Source organism: Micromonospora sp. NPDC004704, from assembly GCF_053601675.1.
In genome coordinates this window covers 104642-124729 of the sequence record NZ_JBSGCD010000013.1, presented here as the reverse complement: position 1 = coordinate 124729, position 20088 = coordinate 104642, and the positions used below count along the sequence as shown (strand labels likewise).

The window sequence follows — 20088 nt, the reverse complement described above, 5'->3', positions numbered from 1 at the left end:
TCACGGCCGCTCCGGCTCATTGCTGGACTGCTGTCGTCCAGGCGGAGACGGGCTTATCTCGGTTGATGGGGTCCCGCCGGCACCGGAGGGTGCCGCCGGGGACCGGCCGGAGCGCTCGTTTGCGATGAGCTCCTCCAGCCAGCGGACTTCGCGTTCGCAGGCGTCCAGCCCGTGGCGCTGAAGTTCGAGTGTGTACGCGTCGAGGCGCTCGGCCGCCCGGCCCAGCACGTCGCGCAGACCTTCGCGACGTTCCTCGATCTTGCGTCGGCGACCTTCCAGGATCCGTAGCCGGGTTGCCTGGTCGGTACGGGCGAAGAACGCGAAGTGCACCCCGAATCCGGTGTCCTCGTACGTCTCCGGGCCGGTCTGCGCGATGAGCTCGGCAAACCGCTCCTTGCCTTCTGCGGTGATCTTGTAGACCACCCGGCCCCGGCGACTCGTCAGTGCCGGAACCACCTCGGTGGTGACCGAGGTCTCGGCCGCCTCCACGATCCAGCCGGCCGCCTGCAGCCGGCGTAGCGTCGGGTAGAGCGAGCCGTAGCTGATCGCCGCGCGGATGGCGCCGAGCTTGGCGGCGAGTTCCTTGCGCAGCTCGTAGCCGTGCATAGGGGACTCCTGGAGGAGGCCGAGAATGGCGAGTTCAAGCATCAGGTGCCAGTCCTCCATTCCCCGCTTGTGCTCCGGTAATCCACCCGATGTATCGGCCCGATACATCGCACCGTAGACCCCCGGCGCGGCAAGGGCAAACCCCGGATCGGCATGCGTGTCGTCACAGGGTGTGACGGTGGTCGCCTCGCCGGGCCGAACCGCGTACCCTTCACCGCATGCGTACGCAGCGCCGGGTGGTGGACTACTCGCTCCAGAAGCGGGCGGTGCTGCGCGAGGTCTACGCCGGACGGGTCGGCACCTACGAGGTCTGCGACGCGTCTCCGTACCTGAAGAACGCCGCTCACTTCCACGGCGAGCCGACCGAGGTGCGGTGCCCGATCTGCCGGCGCGAGAATCTCACGCACGTCCACTACATTTACGGCGATGAGCTCAAGCAGTCCGCCGGTCAGGCACGCAGGTTGGCGGAGCTACCCGTGCTCGCCATGACTGTGCGTGAATTCCAGGTGTATGTGGTCGAGGTCTGCCAGGGCTGCAACTGGAACCACCTCGTCGAGCAGTATCTGCTCGGGCGGGACGGTCTGGCGACCGATCAGGGTGACGCCGGTGGCGGCGAGGCGATGGCAGCCACGGGCTCCCGGACCCCGACAGCTCGTCGAAGGCGTGAGGCGCAACGGTGAACCCACCGCCCCCGGCCCCTAGCACGGTTTCCTTGACCAGTCAGGGCGAGTGGCGGATTTCTAACCGGATAAGTCCGGTTATTCCCGAAATGGCTGCAGGCAATGGGCAATCCCGGTCAGGCTTGCAGCGTGTCCTAGCTCACGGCAACCCGGTGGTGGCGCTGGCGCGCCCCACTGCGACCGGCAGGGTGTGACAGATGAACTCGTACGGCGACCCCAGTTCCGCACGCGGTCAGGCCCATGGTTCAGGGCCCAACGGCGAACCCGGACCCACGGCGGACGACCCGTACCGGCGTCCGGCTCCGGACGCCTCCCCGACCTACCGCTCGGCCGCGCCGGATGGCGCCGGTGCCGGCTGGTCGGCCAACGGCGGCTCGAACGGCAACAACCGAGCGGCGTCCGCGCCACGCGGTTCCGCTTCGGTCGGCCCTGCCGCCGGTGGACGGGCCTCGGTCGGTTCCGCCTCGGTAGGTGGCCCCGGCTCCGGCCCGCGCAGCGCGCCCCCGGGCGGCCCGGTCGCCTCGGGATCGGCCCCCGCCGGTCCCGGAGCCAGAGGAACGGCGTCGAGAGGTTCGGCTTCGGTCGGTTCCGCCTCGGTGGGCTCGGCTTCGGTCGGGTCGGCCTCCGTCGGTTCCGCCTCCGTGGGCTCGGCCTCCGTCGGAGCCGGTCGGGCGCGGGTCGGGCGGGCCAGCGTCGGCTCCGCTTCGGTCGGTTCCGCTTCGGTCGGCAGCGCGGGGATCGCCGGTCGGGCCAGCGTCCGCCCGATCTCACCAGCCGGTCCGGGCGGTCCCGGTGGACCGGGTGGTCCGAACGGACCCGGTGGCCCCGGTGGACCGGACGGTCCCGGGCGGCGCGGCCGGCGGGGCGGCACCGACCCCGAGTCGCTGCGCAAGGCCAAGATTCGTAAGCGGATCAACTGGCTCATCGCCGGTTTCGCCGTACTGATCATGCTCGCCGGTGGTGGCGTCGTGGCCACGACGTACTACTCGACCACGGTGGTGCTGCCGGAGGACCTGGCGCTCCCGCTCTCCAGCACCATCTACGCCAGCGACGGCACCACCCAACTGGTGAAGATGGGCGAGTACAACCGGAACTTCGTCACGATCGAGCAGATCCCCGACTACGTCGAGCAGGCGGTCGCGTCCGCCGAGGACCGCAACTTCTACACCCACGGCGGTCTCGACTACGTGGGTATCGCCCGGGCAGCCTGGAACAACTTCACCGGCGGCACCAAGCAGGGCGCGTCGACGATCACCCAGCAGTACGCCCGCAACGCCATGGAACTCAGCGGCGGCTACGGCCGGAAGATCAAAGAAGCGGTGCTGGCGTCCAAGCTGAACGAGAGGTACAGCAAGCCCGAGATCATGAAGTTCTACCTGAACACGATCTACTTCGGTCGGGGCGCGTACGGGATCGACGCGGCGGCGCAGGCGTACTTCCACGTACCGGTGGACAAGCTCACCCCCGCCCAGGGCGCGGTGCTGGCAGCCGTGATCAAGCAGCCGCAGCCGGACGAGGTGACCGGGCACAAGGGTTACGACCCGGCGGACAACCCCGAGGCTGCCAAGGACCGGTGGAACTACGTCCTCAACGGCATGGTGGAGAAGAAGTGGCTGCCGGCCGACCAGCGGCCGGTCGAGTACCCGCAGGTCTTCCCGCCCAACACCGCCTGCGCCACCGAGTGCGGCATCAACACCCCGGTCGGCAACGTGGTCAACTACGTGCGCGACGAGATGGTGGAAAAGAAGATCTGCTCCAGCGCCGAGGCCTGTGTCAAGGAGATCCGGGACGGCGGCTACAAGATCACCACCACCATCGACGGCAAGATGCAGAAGGCGCTGGAGGCCGCCGCCTGGCGCAAGGCCAAGGGCTCCGAACTCAGCGACCAGCCGGACAACCTGATGGCCGCCGCAGTGGCGATCGAACCGGGGACCGGGCGGGTGCTGGCCTACTTCGGTGGTGACAACGGCACCGGTCACGACTACGCCGGCAAGAACATGGAAGGCACACTCACCGGTGGCCATCCGCCGGGCTCGACCTTCAAGATCTATACCTTGGCGGCGGCGCTGGAAGCCGGTATCGCGGTCGACTCGCACTGGGACGCGTCGCCGTTCAAGGTCGGTGGCAACGGCCCGAGTGTGCAGAACGCCGGTCGTAACGCGAGCTGTGCCAAGAACTGCTCGTTGTTGGAATCCACCGTCCAGTCGTACAACGTGCCCTTCTACCACGTGACCGAGAAGATCGGCGTGGACAAGGTGGTCGACATGGCCAAGGCCGCCGGCGTCACCACCATGTGGACCGACGACGGCAAGCCGTACGACCTGCTCAAGGGCTCCGGCAAGGACTCCCCGTTCGACACCTACGTCGGTTACGGCCAGTACGCGATCACCGTGCTCGACCACGCCACCGGTGTGGCCACGCTCGCCGCCCGGGGCAAGTACAGCAAGCCGCACTTCATCGCGAAGGTCGAGCAGAAGAACAAGGACACCGGCGAATGGACGAAGGTCGGCGGCGAGCAGATCAAGGTGGAGCAGAGGATCCGTACCGAGGTGGCGGACAGCGTCAACGCGGTGCTGGAGAAGATCCCCGCGGCGAACAAGGACACCCTGTCCGGCAACCGTCCCGCGACCGGCAAGACCGGCACCTGGGAACTGAGCCCGACCAGCAAGGACAACGCCCACGCCTGGATGGTCGGCGCCACCCCGCAGGTCGCGACCGCGGTCTGGGTCGGCAACGTCGGTGACCTGAAGGCGATCAAGGACAAGAACAAGTCGGCGATCGGCGGCAACGGGCTACCCGCCGACATCTGGAAAGACTTCATGAACGCCGCCCTCAAGGGCAAGAAGACGGAGAAGTTCGCCGACCCGCCGAAGGACTTCGGTGACCCGGACGCCGGTAACGGTGTCGCACCGCCACCGCCGCCGGTGACCTGCGACAACCCGATCCCGATTTTCTGCCCGCCGGGCACCGTCCCGACCCAGCCGAACCAGCCGGGTCAGCCCAACCAGCCCGGCCAGCCCAACCAACCGGGCCAGCCCAACGACCCGAACCAACCGGGCCAGCCCAACAACCCGGGTCGACCCGAGGGCGGTGGCGGCGGTGGTGGCGGAACCGTGACCCCCACCCCGCGTACGCGGAACTGATCGATCTGACGGGTCGGCGGCCGGGTAATCACCCGGCCGCCGGCCCATTTCCGTACCCGGCCGCCGACACGGGCGGACCGGGCGGGACGGATGACGGTCGCGTACGGCAGGATGCCTGTTCATGAGCGCGCAGTCGACGGCAGGCATCGACGAGCCTGAAAAGGTGGACCACCCCTCCCGCTCGGACGGCTTCGTCCGCGGACTGGCCGAGGCGATCGGCGGGCCGATGGGCGAACACGCCGCCGGCCGACCGCGCGGCGGTGGACGCGGCGGCGTCGTCTTCTGGAGCGCCGCCCGGATCGTGCTGGCGCTGACCTGCCTCACCCTCGCCCTGCACTGGGTGCAGAAGTCGCCCTGCCAGGACGGCGCGTGGCAGAACAACGTCCAGTACACCCGGCTCTGCTACACCGACGTGCTCGCGCTCTACTACGCCGAGGGCCTCAACGAGGGCAAGGTGCCCTACGCGGACCACCCGGTCGAGTACCCGGTGGTGACCGGTTACTTCATGGGCGCCCTGGGTCTGCCCGTACACGCGCTCGGTGAGTCCCGTCCCGGCCTCAACCAGGGCATGTGGTTCTACAACGTCAACGCGATCGTGCTCAGCGCCCTGGCGGTCGCGACCGTGGCCATGCTGCTGTCGCTGCGCCGCCGCCGACCCTGGGACGCGGCGCTGTTCGCCCTGTCACCCGCGCTGCTGGTCACCGCCACCGTGAACTGGGACCTGCTCGCCATCGGCCTGGCCGCCTTCGGGATGTACGCCTGGGCCCGGCGCCGACCCGTCGCGGCCGGCATCCTGCTCGGCCTGGCCGGCGCGGCGAAGCTCTTCCCGCTGTTCATCTTCGGCCCGCTGATAGTGCTGGCCGTCCGAGCGAACCGGCTGAAACAGGCGCTGATAGCCGCCGGCACCGCCGTCGTCACGGTCGTCGCGGTCAACCTCCCGGTGGCGATCCCCTACCGGGAGAGCTGGAACCGGTTCTTCGAGCTGAACACCGAGCGGCCGATCGACTGGGGCACGCTCTGGTACATCGGTCGCTACCTGGACGGGAAGTGGAACAGCGGCAACCCCGGTGACCAGGGACCGTTCCAGTGGCTCAGCAACCACGTGGACCCCACCCTCAACTACCTGACGTACGTCCTGTTCGGGCTGGCCTGCGTCGGCGTGGCCCTGCTGGCGGTGCTCGCGCCGCGCCGGCCGAGGCTGGCCCAACTCGCCTTCCTCGTGGTGGCCGCGTTCCTCATCTTCAGCAAGGTCTGGTCCCAGCAGTACACGCTCTGGCTGCTGCCGCTGCTGGTGCTCGCCCGGCCCCGCTGGGGCGCGTTCCTGGCCTGGCAGTTCGCCGAGGTCTGCTACTTCGTCGCCTTCTACGGCGAACTGCTCGGCGCCTCCGGCAAACAGGTCTTCCCGGAGGGGGTGTTCGTGCTCGCCGCCACCCTCCGGCTGGCCACCGTGGCCGTACTCTGCGGGCTGATCGTGCGGGAGATCCTCCGCCCCGAACTCGACCCCGTACGCGCCACCTACGACGACGACCCCGACGGCGGGGTACTGGACGGCGCGGCGGACGCACCGTGGTTCACCCGATGGCGTACGGGACGGAAGGCGGCCGACTCCGGTGCCTCCCCCGAACCGCCCACGTCCGACGAGCCGGTGCCGGTGGCCTAGCGGGCACACCGAGGGGCAGAAGTCGAAGCGGCCCGGTCCACCCGAACTTTCGGGGGAACCGGGCCGCTTTCGTTCCGGCCGGGGCCGAGCACAGGCTCGGGTCCCGGGGTCAGCTTCCGTCGAGGTGGAAGACGACGGTGTCGCCGCTGTCCTCACGCCTGATGTTGAACTGGTCCACCGGCTGGTCGGCGGCGCGCTCCCAGGGCGTACCGACCGCGCGGTCCCTGAGCAGGACAACCGTCTTCACCCCGAGCCCGCGCAGGTAGTCGACGCTCTCCTGGTCGGGGAACGCCTGCGTCCGCTCGCGTGCCTGCGCCAGGGAGTCCGGGGTGAACCCGCTGCCGCCGTTCACCACGTCCTGGAACCGGCTCGTCGACCAGAGCATCACGTGCTGGTCGGTGCCCTGGTCCGACGGGAGCACCAGGACCGGCCCGTCGACCGTACGCATCGCCGCCGGCTGGGCGGGGACGATCGGGGTCGGGGTCGAGTTCAGCCCCTCGGCCAGCACCAGCACCAGCGGCAGCAGGGTGGCCAGACGCAGCAGCGGGCCGGGCCGAGGCGGGATCCGTTCCGCCGCCGAGATCTCCCGTGCCCGCTTGGCGAACGCGCTCACCGATCCGGCGGCGAGTATCCCGAGCAGCAGCGTGGTCCAGATCATCAACCGGCCCGGGGTGCGCAGCCCGTCCCAACCGGGCAGGTGCTCGAAGAGCGGGAGGTAGGTGAACCGGCCGCCGAAGAACTCCGTACCCAGCGTCAGGATGCCGCTGACCAGCACCCCGGCCAACAGCAGCAGGCGCTGCCGGATGGTCCAGATGGAGAAGAACAGGCCGGCGAGGGCCAGCGCGTAGAGCACGAACCCGGGCAGGAGCGTGTTCTCCGGGGCCCACGGCAACCCGGCCCGCGCCGCTTCGTGCAGCCGGCCCCAGAGCAGCGACTCCTGCGGCGCGACGACGAAACCGCTCGGCGGTGGCGAGTAGAGGGCGAGGTCGCCGACCGTACGTTTGGCGTTCGGGTGCAGCTCGGCGACCCGGAAGTACGGGATGGCGAGCAGTACGCCGATCCCCGCGAAGATCACCGCACCCCAGAAGTCGGCCAGGAGCAGCCGTACGCCGAGCGGTCGGCGCTCCGGCCAGAACCAGGTACGCCGGACGAACCAGGTCACCGCGGAGACGATGAAGATCACCGCGAGCAGGTACGCGAACGGCAGGCCGATGCCGAAGCCGAGACTGAGTTGCCAGGCGGCGACCAGCCACCCGCCGAGCGCCCAGCCGGCGTGCTTGCGCTCGGGCCGGAAGCCGTGCCGCAACGACCAGCCGTGTCCCCGGGCCAGCATCGCCAGCGCCAGCGGAATGCCACCGTTGGAGATGATGTGCAGGTGCCCGGCCTGGGAGAGCAGCCACGGCGGGTACGCGAACGCCACCCCGGCGACCGCCGCCCCGATCCGGCCCGCCCCGAGCTGGCGCACCAGCGCGTACGCGCCGACGGTGGCGAGGGCGTGGGCCAGCACAAAGATGATGTTGTAGCGGACCAACGCGGCAACCGGCCCGTGCCCGATCATCCCGGCCGGGGCGTACCCGAGCAGGGTGTCGGAGAAGGCGAAGCTCCACGACTCCGGGTAGAACGCGTTCGACTGCCAGAGCAGCGCCGGGTTGGTCATCAGAATGTGCCCGGACCAGGACATCTGCCAGGCCTGGAGGGTCGGGTCCCAGATGTCCTGCGGAATCGTGTGTGCGGGATAGCGCAACGTCGGCCAGGTCAGTACGACGGCAAGCACCAGGCTGGCCAGGCCGGCCAGGGTCCACTCGTGCACCAGGACCCGGGTGATCCGGCTCAACCGACCGGGTGTCGGCTCCGGGGCCGGAGCGAACGCCGACCACCGATCGACCGGATCGCCCTCGGGCTGATCGGCCGCGCTCGCCTCGGCCGGCGGCTTGAGCTGTACGGTGGCGCCTGCCCGGCGCAGCGGCCAGGTTCGCCGCCACCACGGCGGGCGGGGCCCCGGTGCCGGAGCGTTCGGCTTGATCACGCCGAGGTCGATCACCGTCGGTTCGGCAGCCGTCGCCGCAGAACCGGCACCGGTGCCGGGCTTCTCGCCGCTCTTGGCCGCACCCTTCCCGCCGCTTCCTGCGCCAGCCTTCGCGTCGCTTTCTGCGCCAGCCTTCTCGCCTTTCTTGGCGGGGCTGGTCGTACCGGGGCGCTCTGGCCCGTCGCTCGGGCCCGGCTTGCTGCTCGCGGCCGCGCTGGCCTTCGGACCCGGCTTGCTGGTCGCGTCCGGATCGGTCTTCGTGTCCGGCTTGCCGGCGTCCGGCTTGCTGTCCGCGTCCGGACCCGGCTTGCCGGCGTTCGACCTGCTGCGTCGTCCGGTCCCGGCGTTCGTGTTGGGTTTGCTGTTCGGGTCCGGCTGATTGGTGGCGTCGGACCTGGTCGCCGTCCCGGGCTGGTCGGTCTTGCCTGCGGCGTCCGACCCATTGGCGGTCTTGCCTGCGGCGTCCGACCCATTGGCGGGCTTGCCGCGGCCGGATCCGGTGCTGGTGGAGCCGGCCGGGTTGGTGGCCGACTCGTCGGTGCCGGTGGTCGCTTGGGCCGCCGCGTCGGCGGGCACGTCGGTGGCGTTCGACTGGTCCGTTGTCATCAGCCTGCTTTTCCTACCGGCCCACGCGGTCGCGCAGGTATGCGATGTCCGCGCCCTGGCCGTCGGCCCCGCCCGGTGTCTCCACGACAACCGGGGCGCCGGCCGCGCGGATGACGGCGACCACCAGGTCGGGATCGATTTTTCCCTGCCCGAGATTGTCGTGCCGGTCGCGGCCGGAGTCGAATCCGTCCTTGGAATCGTTGGCGTGGATCAGGTCGATCCGGCCGGTGATGGCCTTCACCCGGTCCACGATGTCGAGCAGGTCCTCACCACCGGCGTGGGCGTGGCAGGTGTCCAGGCAGAAGCCGACGCCGTACTCGCCGACCGCGTCCCAGAGCCGGGCGAGCGAGTCGAACCGGCGGGCACACGCGTTGTCGCCACCGGCGGTGTTCTCGATCAGCACCGGGGTGGCGAACCCACCGGACTCGGCCGCGTACGCGAAGGTCTTCCGCCAGTTGTCGAAACCCTTCGCGATGTCGTCGCCCTTGTTCACATGTCCGCCGTGCACGATGAGTCCACGGGCGCCCACCGTCGCCGCCGCGTTGGCGTGCTCCACCAGCAGCTTGCGACTGGGGATCCGGATCCGGTTGTTCAACGTCGCCACGTTGATCACGTACGGCGCGTGGATGTAGACGTCGACCTCGGCGGCCCGTAACCGGTCGGCGTCCGCCCTGGGTTCCGGTGCTTTCCAGCCCTGGGGATCGGCGAGGAAGAACTGCACCGTGTCCGCCTTGCGGAGGGTGGCCTCGTCCAGCGGGTCCGCAGAATCGACGTGGGCTCCGATACGCATGAGGGCGAGCCTACGTCCCGTGTGCCCACGCCGGCAGCGCGGCAGCCGACGGCTGGCGCGCTGCGGTGCCTCGGAGCGGGCTGCGTTACCGCCTGCCGGACCGGTCGTTAGCAGTGGTGAGACTCCTGGTCCGGTGTTCGGATCAGGGCCGGAACCGCTGCCGACCCGAGGGACGAAGAAGTGCCGTCGCTGCTCCGACACCGTCGCGCCACCGTGGTTGTGGCCGCGTTGTTCGCCGGCGCGCCGCCGCTGGCGGCTGCGGTGGGTGGGCAGGTCGCGATGGCGCCGGCGGTCGGACGTACGACTGACGTTGATCCATGGCCCCCCTCCGTCGCGCGGCCCGGCGCGGCGGAGGGGAGTGCTGCACCGTCGGCCCGCCCCGCCAGTCCGGTGGAGCAGCCGATGGTGCCGGCCGAACCGGTCCGGGACGCCGGATTGACCCGGCTGCTCGCGCTCATCGCCACGATCTGCGTGCTGGGCGTCAGTGTTGGGGCAATTCGGGCTATCCTCGCTCAACGAGCAACACGGACGGTTGTGGCGTAAGATGACAACTCAGTAGGCTCCGCGGGGCGCCTCCTATCCAACCTCATCGGTGTGGTCGTTCCTCCCCAGGTCCCACCCAAAGAATGCGGATAGGGCGCCCCGCGGCTCTGCAAGGAAGGCCCCCTTCCCATCGATCTTCGGTGGGAAGGGGGCCTGTCAACACCCCGTACGCCCGGTGAACGTCTCCGTACGTCACCGGGTATCCTGGTCAGGTTGTCTGTGTAACCACGGGTCCCCCCGCCGGTCACCGGGCAACGACGCACGACCTCCTGCCACGGAAGGACCGTGGCCGTTAGCCCATAGGAGGTGAGCACGTCTTGCGTCATTACGAGATCATGGTCATCCTCGATCCAAGCCTCGAGGAGCGCACCGTCGCCCCGTCGCTGGACACGTACCTCAACGTGATCCGCACCGCGGGTGGCTCGGTGGAGAAGCTCGACGTGTGGGGCCGTCGGCGCCTCTCGTTCGAGATCAACAAGAAGGCCGAGGGCATCTACGCCGTCATCGATCTGCAGGCATCCCCTGCGGCGGTGGCTGAGCTGGACCGTCAGCTGCGACTCAACGAGTCCGTGCTGCGCACCAAGGTCATCCGGCCGGAAACGCGCTGACGCGCATTCTTTCCCGGCACGCCCGGATCAGCCTCAAGCGCTCTGTCGTACTGCTCTGGCAGCCTACGGCGGAGGCTTATGAGTGCGCGAGGAGTTGGCCATGGCAGGAGATACCACCATTACGGTCATCGGCAACCTGACCGATGACCCCGAGTTGCGTTTCACCCCGTCCGGTGCGGCGGTCGCCAAGTTCCGGATCGCCTCGACGCCCCGGTTCATGGACCGGGGCACGAACGAGTGGAAGGACGGGGACCCGCTCTTCCTTGCCTGCACCGTATGGCGGCAGGCAGCGGAGCATGTCGCCGAGTCGCTGCAGCGGGGTGCCCGCGTGATCGTCTCGGGTCGGCTGCGCCAGCGGTCTTACGAGACCCGCGAGGGTGAGAAGCGCACCGTCATCGAGCTGGAGGTCGACGAGATCGGCCCGTCGCTGCGGTACGCCACGGCGAAGGTGCAGAAGATGTCGCGCTCCGGTGGCGGCGGTGGCGGCTTCGGTGCCTCCGGCGGTGGCGGTGGCGGTGGTGGCCAGCAGGGTGGCGGAGGAAACTTCGACGACCCCTGGGCCACGGCAGCCCCGTCCTCCTCGGCCTCTGGTTCGGGCGGCGGAAACTTCGATGAGGAGCCTCCTTTCTGATGGCACCGCCGAGTACTCGAGATCGCAAACCAGGAGCAAGGTCAATGGCAAAGGCTGCGGCACTGCGCAAGCCGAAGAAGAAGGTGAACCCGCTCGACAAGGACGGGATCACCTACATCGACTACAAGGACACCGCGTTGCTGCGGAAGTTCATCTCCGATCGCGGCAAGATCCGCGCTCGGCGGGTGACCGGGGTTACCTCCCAGCAGCAGCGCCAGATCGCCCGTGCGGTCAAGAACGCCCGTGAGATGGCGCTCCTGCCGTACACGGCCACGGCCCGCTGAGAGGAGACGCCGATATGAAGGTCATCCTGACGCAGGAAGTGTCCGGTCTCGGTTCCCCGGGCGACGTCCTCGAGGTGAAGGACGGCTACGGCCGTAACTACCTGCTGCCGCAGGGCTTCGCCATCGTGTGGACCAAGGGTGCGGAGAAGCAGGTCTCGGTCATCAAGCGGGCCCGCTCGGCCCGTGAGATCCGCGACCTCGGCCACGCCACCGAGGTTGCAGGCCAGCTCCAGGGCCTCAAGATCAGCCTCAAGGCGCGTGCCGGCGAAGGCGGCCGCCTCTTCGGCTCGGTCACCCCGGCCGAGGTCGTCGACGCGGTCAAGGCCGCCGGCGGCCCGGTCCTCGACCGGCGCCGGCTGGAACTGCCCGGCCACATCAAATCGGTCGGTGCGTACCCGGTGCGGGTCAAGCTGCACCCGGAGGTCACCGCCAAGTTCGACCTGAACGTGGTGCAGAGCCGCTAGTTCGGGACTGACGAGTGAAGGCCGCACCCTCGGGTGCGGCCTTCACTCGTTGGAGCACCGGAGTCGGGACCGGGGCCGGCGGCGGTCCCGGGGTCAGCCGAGTTGCTGACCGGTGACCACGCTGTACAGCACCGTGGAGAGCCCACCGCCGACAACCGCCGAGGCGAGCCCGAGGCTGGCCGGTCGCCAGGATCGGCTCACCCAGCGCAGCAGCAGCGCGACCACCAGGCTGCCCATCAGCGCGGCACCGAAGCGCGGCGCGGCACCGAGGATCGAGGCCAGCGCCTGCGCCCGCTCGGAGTCACATCCGCCACCGGTCGGATCGGTCACGCAACCGGCCGGCACGCTGTTGTCCAGGGTCACCAGCCAGACGAAAAAGACCAGCACCGGTACGGCGTACCAGGCGGCGGTGTAGAGCACCGCGGCGAGATGACTGCCGGGCTCCGTGTCGAGCAGGTCCTCTTCGATCCTCCGCTCGGGCCGATTGCTCCGCCCGGGCAGGCTCGCCAGTCCGGACTGCGGAATCTGCCCGCTCCCCGCTCCACGGGTGGTCTGGGTGCTCCGTCCACCTCGCCCGGTACGCCGTTCGACCGGGACGGTGGGTGCGGGCCGGGCCCCCGTTGTCGGCGCCGCCGACGGGCCGGGCGGTCTGGTCCGGGGCGGACGCGGGTACGCCACCGCCGGAGATCGTGGCGCGGAGGTGGGAGTCTCCATCCAGCGCGGGTCATCGCCGGCGAGGCGGGTGCCCGACCAGAAGGCGTCCCGGTCGCGCCAGGGCGGGGTTGCACCGGTGTCCCGCCGATCCGGCTCGTCCAGCGCAGCCAGCTCGCTACGGTCCCAGACGCCGGTGTCGGTGAACCGGTCCCACTGCCCGGTGTCCGTGGACCGATCCCACCGGCCGGTCTCGCTGAACGAACTCCAGACCCCGGTGCCATCCTCGGCATCCGGGTTGTCGATGTCGAACCGGTCCCAGACGCCGGTGTCGTCGAACCGGTCCCACTGCCCGGTGTCGGCCGCCCGGTGCCGCGACTCGGCCTCCCGACGCCGGTCACCGGTGTCGGTCACCCGGTTCCACTGGCCGGTCTCGGTGAACCTGTCACGGCTGCGCCGACCCGTCGAGGGTTCGTCGGTCACCGGCTCCGGCGGCTCGGACCGCGTCGGCCGTACCCGGTCGTCCGGCTCGGGCACCGCCCGCAGGTCCGCGCGCCCGGCCCGGTCCGCCCGGCCCGCCCGATCCGCCCGCTTCGTTCGGTCCCCGCGGCCTGCTCGCTCCGTGGGGACTGCTCGGCCGCCTCCGCTTGCCCGGTCTGTCCGGTCCGTGGACTCGGCCCGGCCTGCTCGGCCTGCTCGGCCCGCCCGGTCTGCCCGGTCAGTGGGCTCGGCTCGGCCTGCCCGGCCCGGCCGGTCCGTGGGCTCGGCTCCGCCTGCCCGGTCGCTTCGGTCCACGCGACCGACTCGGCCCGTGGATCCGGCTCGGCCCGCCCGGTCTGCACCGGCCTGGTCGGCGCGGCCCGTGGAGTCGGCTCGGCCCGCCCGGTCTGCTCGGCCTGCCCGGTCCGCGCGGCCCGTGGAGTCGGCTCGGTCCGACCGGTCGGCCCGCTCGGTCCGGTCTGCGCGGCGCGGTTCCGCCGAGGTGCCGCCACGCGCCGTCCGACCGGCCCGGCTCGCCCGGTCGGTGCGATCCGTCGCGCCGAGCTGTGCGTCCAGGTCGTCCCGGTCCCAGACGCCGGTGTCGTCGAACCGCTCCCAGCGGGCGGCATCCGCCGAACGGCCCGACCGGGAGTCCCCGGTCGTCCGGCTCCGCCGCTGCTCACCGCCGATCGTGGTGTCGCTGCCGGAACTCCACCGGCTGGTGCCGGCGGAACCGTCCCGACCGTCCAGGGGCGCCGCGTCGTCCGACCAGTCCCGGCTCCGGCGATCGGAACGCCGCCGGGTGCCGCCGGCCCGTGAACCACCGGTACGGGTGTCGTCCGTGCCCACCCCGGAGTCGCTCCAGGTGCTGTCGGTCGTCTGCGTACGTTCGGAGCGGCTGCGCCGCTGGCGGTCGTATCCGTCGCCGTCCCGGCGGTCGGTGAGGCTGTCACCGGCCCGGTTGTCGCTGTTGTCCGCGTGTCGACCCGCACCGTCCGCCGGCCGGTCGTCCGGCTCGGCCCGTCGCCGTCGACCACGCGTCGGTTCGGTGCCCTGCCAACCGGTCGGAGCGGTCCAGTAGTCCGTTGCCGAACTGTCCGTGCCGGACCCGGTCGTACGCGCCGATCCGGTGTCGCGCGCGGTGGTGCCGGTGTCGCGCGCGGTGCTGCCGGTGTCGTTCGCCCAGCGCCGACCCGGCTCCGGATCGTCTCGGTAGCGGGCGTTGTCATCGGTACGGCCGTAGTCGTCCCGCGCCTCGGTGGCGGACTCCCGCGCCCAGCTCGGGGTGTACCGCTCCGGGTCACTGCGGTGCGCGCCACGACGGCGACCGGTGGGTTCGTAACCGTCGCCGGTGTGTGAGTAGGGGTCACCGGGGCGTGGATCGCCATCATCGACCCAGGCGTCGGCTGGTCGCCGCACGGGGCGGGTGAGCTCACCGCGCCCCCAGTCCCGATAGTCCACGGTCGGAGCGTGACCTTTCTGAGATCGAATAGCAATCGACCGTCCAGACGGATCTGTCGATGTCGGCATAATCCTGCCAGCTCGGACGGATCTTCTGGGTTTTTCTTTCCTCCACACCGTGGGGACGGAGTACGCCCAAGTCACGGCTGGTACAGGTTACCTTCCCCAGCCGTTATGCACAGCCTGTGCACAGGGCCGCGCACACCCTGGTGCCCACTGTCCACAGGTTGTCCCGAGGCTCGTCCACCGCCGCGTTTGGGGTCCTGACCTCGACTTTCGTATGGTTAACAGCGGATCCCCGCCCCTGACGCGACGTCCTCCGGCCAGCCCGGTCGGTCGGACAGCAAGCGAAAACTTGTCGTACCTCGGCGGTATCGCTCAGAGACAGCCGGTCCAGCGGAGGGGGGAGTCGGTGTCGGTCAGCGATGACATACGCGCGGAGGCCAGGTCGACGGGGCCACCCGCCGGAGGGCCACCGCCCCAGCGAGACGGTCAGTTCGACAAGACCCCGCCGCAGGACATCGCGGCTGAGCAGTGCGTGCTCGGTGGGATGCTGCTGTCCAAGGACGCCATCGCCGACGTGGTCGAGATCCTCAAGACCAACGACTTCTACCGGCCCGTACACGGCACGATCTTCGACATCATCCTCGACCTGTACGGGCGGGGAGAGCCGGCCGACTCGATCACCGTGGCGGCGGCCCTGGCCGACTCCGGTGACCTGGGCCGGATCGGTGGTGCGCCGTACCTGCACACGCTGATCGCCAGCGTGCCGACCGCCGCGAACGCCGGTTACTACGCCCGGATCGTCGGTGAGCGCGCGGTGCTGCGCCGGCTGGTCGAGGCGGGGACCCGGATCGTCCAGCTCGGGTACGGTTCCGCGGCCGGCGGCGGGCGCGACGTCGACGACGTGGTCGACCTGGCCCAGCAGGCGGTGTACGACGTCACCGAGCGGCGGGTGAACGAGGACTTCGCGGTCCTCGCCGACATGCTGCAGCCCACGCTCGACGAGATCGAGGCGGTCGGTGCCTCGGGCGGGATGATGACCGGTGTACCCACCGGCTTCAGCGATTTGGACCGCCTGCTCAACGGCCTGCACCCCGGCCAGTTGATCATCGTTGCCGGTCGACCCGGTCTGGGCAAGGCGCTGGCGCTCGACACGCCGCTGCCGACCCCAGATGGGTGGACGACCATGGGGACGGTGCGCGAGGGTGATCAGCTGTTGGGTGCCGACGGCCGGCCAACCGTTGTGACGGCCGCTTTCGAGGTGATGCACGACCGGCCGTGCTACGAGGTCGAGTTCTCCGACGGGTCGGTCATCGTCGCGGACGCTGAGCACCTGTGGAAAACAACAACCAGGGCAAGCCGCCGCAGCGGCAGTATCCGCCGGCAGATCGGCTGGTCCGGCGATGCCCTGACCGGGTTGCGGTGCGTCTACCAGGAGCACGCGACAGCACCGGATTCGGACCTTTCCGTCCAGGAAGCGCTTGCTCTGGTCGGCCCGGAGTTCAAGAGCACCCTTCAACGCGTGGTGCGTGGCCTGCCGGTCCAGTCGGTCCGATCATCTGTCGGGACGGGGCGACGAGGCCGTCCCGCTCAAACGTACTCCGCACGGGTGTTGTATTCGAGCTTGCTGGATCGCGCCGAGGGCTGGGTCGAGACGCTGGACCAGGCGGCACAGCAGAGCGTGGTTACAACCGAGCACATCGCTGCCACCCTGCGCACCGACACTGCTGATCAACGTCTCAACCACGCGGTTGAAAACTGCGCCCCGCTGGTACTTCCGGAGCAAGAACTTCTCGTGCCTCCGTACGCGTTGGGGGTGTGGCTCGGGGACGGTCACAGTGCTGGTGGTCGCTTCACCAGTGCCGATCCCGAAATAGCGACCTACATCGAGGAGTCCGGTCTTCTCGTCCGCCAAACCACCCCGATGCTCTACGCGATCAGCCCGCCGCCACTGCCGGCCATCCCCTCCAGTTGCGCTACCTGCGAAAAGCGATCCATATCGATCGAGAAGCGCAGTGGTAGCCGGCGGTGCGAGGACTGTCACCGTACGTTCGGGTCTTTCGGGGGGATGCTGCAGTCGATCGGCGTGCTCAACAACAAGCACATTCCCCAGAGTTACCTCCGGGCATCCGAAGCCCAGCGTCGAGCACTTCTGGCGGGGCTGCTCGATACTGACGGCACGGTCGCTCCCGCCGGAAACATCCAGTACGTCTCGACATCTCGGCGGCTGGCATACGACGTCCGAGAACTGGTCGTCAGCCTCGGGTACCGGTGCACGGCGAACGAGAAGAAGGTACGGGGACGCGCGCCCGAGTCGTCGACGGCGTACACGTTGAACTTCTCGACCAACGACGTCATGTTCCGTCTGCGACGGAAGCAGGAAACGCACCGAACTCGACGCAGAACCGATTCGGAGGTCCGCAGCGGCTCCCGGTTCATCGTTGCCGTGCGTCCGGTTCCCAGCGTGCCGGTCCGCTGCGTCACCGTCGACAACGAGGACCACCTGTACCTTGCTGGCGAGACGATGATCCCCACGCACAACAGCACCGCATCTATGGACTTTGCCCGAAATGCTGCTATTCGAGTGAACCAGGCGGCGGCGATCTTCTCGCTCGAAATGAGCAAGGTCGAGATCGTCATGCGACTGCTCTCGGCCGAGGCGCGCGTACCGCTGCACGTGCTGCGCAGTGGGCAGCTCTCCGACGACGACTGGACCAAGCTGGCCCGGTGCATGGGCGAGATCAGTGAGGCCCCGCTGTTCGTGGACGACACCCCGAACATGAACCTGATGGAGATCCGGGCCAAGGCGCGCCGGCTCAAGCAGCGGCACGACCTCAAAATGATCGTGGTCGACTATCTCCAGCTGATGAGTTCGCCGAAGAAGACGGAGAGCCGCCAGCAGGAGGTCGCGGAGCTGTCCCGGGGGCTGAAGCTGCTGGCCAAGGAGGTCGAGTGCCCGGTCATCGCGGTCAGCCAGCTGAACCGCGGACCGGAGCAACGTACGGACAAGCGACCACAACTGTCCGATTTACGCGAATCTGGGTCAATTGAGCAGGATGCGGACGTTGTCATCCTGCTGCACCGCGACGACTACTACGACAAGGAGTCGCCGCGCGCCGGTGAGGCGGACTTTATTGTAGCGAAACACAGAAATGGACCGACGGATACTGTGACAGTTGCGGCGCAGCTTCATCTCTCGCGGTTCGTGGATATGGCGATTGTATGAGCGCTCCTATTGTCCGACTAACGGCCTCGCAGAAGGTCGAGGTTCTCTACCGGGCCGACGCAGGTGAGTGCATTACCAAAATCGCCGAGATGCACGGGGTTACCCGGCAGGCAATCCGAGGTCTGTTGCGTCGTCGAGGCAGGCCGGCTCGACCCATGGGAAAGCTAACGGTGGCTCAGCGGTCGGCCGCCGTCGAACGGTACATATCAGGGGAGAGCATTGGGCAGGTAGCTGCCTCGTACGGCGTAGCCGAGCCGTCCATTCGGGGCATTCTGCTTCGTCGTGGTGTGGAAATCCGTAAAGTGGTTCACACTCTTCGACATGAGGCCTTTGATCAGCTAACCGCCGAGTCGATGTACTGGATAGGGTTCCTCTTCGCCGATGGTTCGGTGCATTTCCGTAGCGGTCACTTGCCACAGATTTCCCTTGGTCTGGCCGAACGGGACCAAAGTCATCTCCTGGCCCTCCGTGCTTTTCTGGGCTCCACTAGTGCCATCTCCACTTCCCTGCGCACACACTCATCGTGCCAGTTCTCAGTCCGCTCACAGCGGCTTGCGGAGCGGCTTATATCACTGGGCCGATACGACGAAATAATTGACGCAGAGCTCAGTGCGTCGCGGGACTTCTGGCGAGGCGTAGTCGATGGCGATGGTTCTATTGGGGCGTACCCGAGATCCAAGGGTAGTTCAGTCATGCGGCCACAGTTCAGGCTCGTGGGAAGAAGCGCACTTCTCTCGGCGTTTGTGCATTTTCTCGAGATGCGAGCCGTAGCGAGCTTGTCAGTGCGGCCCCACAAGACCATTTATGGGGTCGGAACTACGGGGAGATCCGCCGTTAGGATTATTGAGTTGTTGTACTCGGGTGCGGTCACCGCACTTCCTCGTAAGGCACAAGCAGCCGCACAGCTGATGGAAATGAAGTAACTGGCCCTTCATCGTCGCGAAACACCGTAACGGGCCGACCGACACGGTGACGGTCGCGGCGCAGCTGCACCTGTCCCGCTTCGTCGACATGGCGATCGTCTGACCCGGACGGTCCGAAGACCGTTCCGAAACCAGTCGAGGTGCCGCCCGGGACCGTCGGGATTTCTCCCCGGTCCCGGCCGACACCTCATTCGTCAACCGGGCGAGTCGTTACCGACGGTCAGTCGAAGAGCTCGTTCAGGAAGCTCTTGCGCTTCTTCTGCCGGTAGTGCCCGTGGTAACCCTGGTGCTGCCCCTGGTGCTGTCCGTACGCCGGAGCCGGCGGGTAGCCGTGGGTGACCGGCGGCGGCGGGGCGTGGCCGGGGGCGGGGTAACCGGGCTGGTGCTGTCCCGGTCCGGGCGGGGGCGGCGGGTAACCGGCGCCCGGCGGAGGCGGCGGCGGTGCGTAACCGCCGGCCGGCGCGGCGGAAGGCTGGCGCGGCGCGCCACCCTGCTGCTGCTGCCAGTTCGACTCGGCCTCGAAAAGCTTCTCCAGCTCGCCGCGGTCAAGGAAAATTCCACGGCATTCGCTGCACTGGTCTACGGTGACGCCGCTGCGCTCGTACTGGCGCATGTCGCCCTGGCACTTCGGACATGTCAGATGCATCACTCGAAGGTACCGGGTGAAGTCACTATCACCCACTGAGCGTGGCCGTGACTTCCTCGTCGGGCACCTCGTGGAAGTCCTCGTAGAAGCGGCTGACCGCGCCGAAGTCCTCCGGCCGCTGCAGGCAGACCACCTCGTCGGCCTCTTCGGCGAGGGCCGCGTACGCCTGCACCGAACCGACCGGGACCGCCACCACGACCCGTTGCGCGCCGAGCCGGCGGGCGACCGCCACCGAGGCCCGCGCGGTGGCGCCGGTGGCGAGCCCGTCGTCCACGATCACGGCGGTACGCCCGTCGAGCGACAGCGGCGGCCGACCGGCCCGGTAGAGCCGCTCCCGGCGCTCCAGCTCCACCATCTCCCGGCCCACCACCTCCGCTGTCCGGTCCGGGTCGAGCCGGTCGGCAATCTCCGGATTGAGCACCCGGACACCGCCCGGCCCCACTGCCCCGAAGGCCACCTCGGGGGCCTGGGGCAGGCCGAGCTTGCGGACGACCAGCACGTCCAGTGGTGCGGCCAGCCGCTCGGCCACCGCGGCGGCGACCGGGACCCCGCCCCGGACCAGGCCGAGGACGATGAGATCGGGCCGGCCGGCGAGCCCGGCCAACCGGTCCGCGAGGGCCCGGCCCGCATCGGCCCGGTCCCGGTAGATGGTCATGC

Annotated in this window: 14 protein-coding genes; 8 read left to right on the top strand and 6 right to left on the bottom strand. The window is 69.0% G+C overall.

What is annotated here, in order from left to right; translation table 11 throughout:
- Complete coding sequence (locus ACWEFB_RS19820) at nt 1-648, bottom strand: helix-turn-helix transcriptional regulator (RefSeq protein ID WP_442792090.1); 648 nt, start codon at nt 646-648, stop codon at nt 1-3.
- Nucleotides 649-824: 176 nt separating this feature from the next.
- On the opposite strand from ACWEFB_RS19820, the gene ACWEFB_RS19815 reads away from it, so the two are divergent.
- The 3 genes from ACWEFB_RS19815 (at nt 825) to ACWEFB_RS19805 (ending at nt 6089) form a co-directional block, all read left to right on the top strand.
- Complete coding sequence (locus ACWEFB_RS19815; protein ID WP_326561843.1) at nt 825-1286, top strand: DUF5318 domain-containing protein; 462 nt, start codon at nt 825-827, stop codon at nt 1284-1286.
- Nucleotides 1287-1927: 641 nt separating this feature from the next.
- The gene (locus tag ACWEFB_RS19810; RefSeq protein ID WP_452287308.1) at nt 1928-4429 is read left to right on the top strand and encodes a transglycosylase domain-containing protein; all 2502 of its coding nucleotides are present in this window, start codon (nt 1928-1930) and stop codon (nt 4427-4429) included.
- A gap of 121 nt (nt 4430-4550) precedes the next feature.
- Nucleotides 4551-6089: a glycosyltransferase family 87 protein gene (locus ACWEFB_RS19805; protein ID WP_452287306.1), complete on the top strand. Its 1539-nt coding sequence runs from the start codon at nt 4551-4553 to the stop codon at nt 6087-6089.
- Nucleotides 6090-6198: 109 nt separating this feature from the next.
- On the opposite strand, the gene ACWEFB_RS19800 is transcribed toward ACWEFB_RS19805, so the two are convergent.
- Together ACWEFB_RS19800 and ACWEFB_RS19795 are read right to left on the bottom strand one after the other, a co-directional pair.
- Nucleotides 6199-8721: a hypothetical protein gene (locus tag ACWEFB_RS19800; RefSeq protein WP_452287304.1), complete on the bottom strand. Its 2523-nt coding sequence runs from the start codon at nt 8719-8721 to the stop codon at nt 6199-6201.
- A gap of 13 nt (nt 8722-8734) precedes the next feature.
- Entirely contained in the window at nt 8735-9511 is a 777-nt protein-coding gene (locus ACWEFB_RS19795; RefSeq protein WP_326561838.1) for a deoxyribonuclease IV, read from the bottom strand.
- Nucleotides 9512-10371: 860 nt separating this feature from the next.
- On the opposite strand from ACWEFB_RS19795, the gene rpsF reads away from it, so the two are divergent.
- From rpsF to rplI, 4 genes are all read left to right on the top strand, one after another.
- Complete coding sequence (gene rpsF, locus ACWEFB_RS19790; RefSeq protein WP_121157770.1) at nt 10372-10662, top strand: 30S ribosomal protein S6; 291 nt, start codon at nt 10372-10374, stop codon at nt 10660-10662.
- A gap of 82 nt (nt 10663-10744) precedes the next feature.
- Nucleotides 10745-11293, top strand: coding sequence for a single-stranded DNA-binding protein (locus ACWEFB_RS19785; protein ID WP_452287301.1), 549 nt, complete (start codon nt 10745-10747; stop codon nt 11291-11293).
- A 44-nt stretch (nt 11294-11337) separates the two neighbouring features.
- On the top strand, nt 11338-11577 hold the full coding sequence (gene rpsR / locus ACWEFB_RS19780; RefSeq protein ID WP_007073789.1) for a 30S ribosomal protein S18: 240 nt from the start codon (nt 11338-11340) through the stop codon (nt 11575-11577).
- Nucleotides 11578-11591: 14 nt separating this feature from the next.
- The gene (rplI, locus tag ACWEFB_RS19775) at nt 11592-12041 is read left to right on the top strand and encodes a 50S ribosomal protein L9 (protein WP_452287299.1); all 450 of its coding nucleotides are present in this window, start codon (nt 11592-11594) and stop codon (nt 12039-12041) included.
- 93 nt (nt 12042-12134) lie between these two features.
- Here the strand turns inward: rplI and ACWEFB_RS19770 are convergent, their stop codons facing one another.
- A complete protein-coding gene (locus ACWEFB_RS19770) occupies nt 12135-14633 on the bottom strand; it encodes a hypothetical protein (RefSeq protein ID WP_452287297.1) in 2499 nt (832 codons plus the stop codon).
- A gap of 412 nt (nt 14634-15045) precedes the next feature.
- On the opposite strand from ACWEFB_RS19770, the gene dnaB reads away from it, so the two are divergent.
- Nucleotides 15046-17862 carry a replicative DNA helicase gene (gene dnaB / locus ACWEFB_RS19765; RefSeq protein WP_452287295.1) on the top strand — a complete coding sequence of 939 codons (2817 nt, stop codon included), beginning with the start codon at nt 15046-15048 and terminating at the stop codon, nt 17860-17862.
- A 1143-nt stretch (nt 17863-19005) separates the two neighbouring features.
- On the opposite strand, the gene ACWEFB_RS19760 is transcribed toward dnaB, so the two are convergent.
- Together ACWEFB_RS19760 and ACWEFB_RS19755 are read right to left on the bottom strand one after the other, a co-directional pair.
- Nucleotides 19006-19434 carry a TFIIB-type zinc ribbon-containing protein gene (locus ACWEFB_RS19760; RefSeq protein ID WP_326561833.1) on the bottom strand — a complete coding sequence of 143 codons (429 nt, stop codon included), beginning with the start codon at nt 19432-19434 and terminating at the stop codon, nt 19006-19008.
- A gap of 25 nt (nt 19435-19459) precedes the next feature.
- Nucleotides 19460-20086, bottom strand: a complete 627-nt coding sequence (locus ACWEFB_RS19755) for a phosphoribosyltransferase (protein ID WP_452287293.1) — start codon at nt 20084-20086, stop codon at nt 19460-19462.
- Nucleotides 20087-20088: the final 2 nt, after the last annotated feature.

Bases quoted from the DNA above. Each gene is read 5' to 3' on its own strand.
- ACWEFB_RS19820 (WP_442792090.1), bottom strand. From the start codon at position 648: ATGCTTGAACTCGCCATTCTCGGCCTCCTCCAGGAGTCCCCTATGCAC.
- ACWEFB_RS19815 (WP_326561843.1), top strand. From the start codon at position 825: ATGCGTACGCAGCGCCGGGTGGTGGACTACTCGCTCCAGAAGCGGGCG.
- ACWEFB_RS19805 (WP_452287306.1), top strand. From the start codon at position 4,551: ATGAGCGCGCAGTCGACGGCAGGCATCGACGAGCCTGAAAAGGTGGAC.
- ACWEFB_RS19800 (WP_452287304.1), bottom strand. From the start codon at position 8,721: ATGACAACGGACCAGTCGAACGCCACCGACGTGCCCGCCGACGCGGCG.
- ACWEFB_RS19795 (WP_326561838.1), bottom strand. From the start codon at position 9,511: ATGCGTATCGGAGCCCACGTCGATTCTGCGGACCCGCTGGACGAGGCC.
- rpsR (WP_007073789.1), top strand. From the start codon at position 11,338: ATGGCAAAGGCTGCGGCACTGCGCAAGCCGAAGAAGAAGGTGAACCCG.
- rplI (WP_452287299.1), top strand. From the start codon at position 11,592: ATGAAGGTCATCCTGACGCAGGAAGTGTCCGGTCTCGGTTCCCCGGGC.
- ACWEFB_RS19755 (WP_452287293.1), bottom strand. From the start codon at position 20,086: ATGACCATCTACCGGGACCGGGCCGATGCGGGCCGGGCCCTCGCGGAC.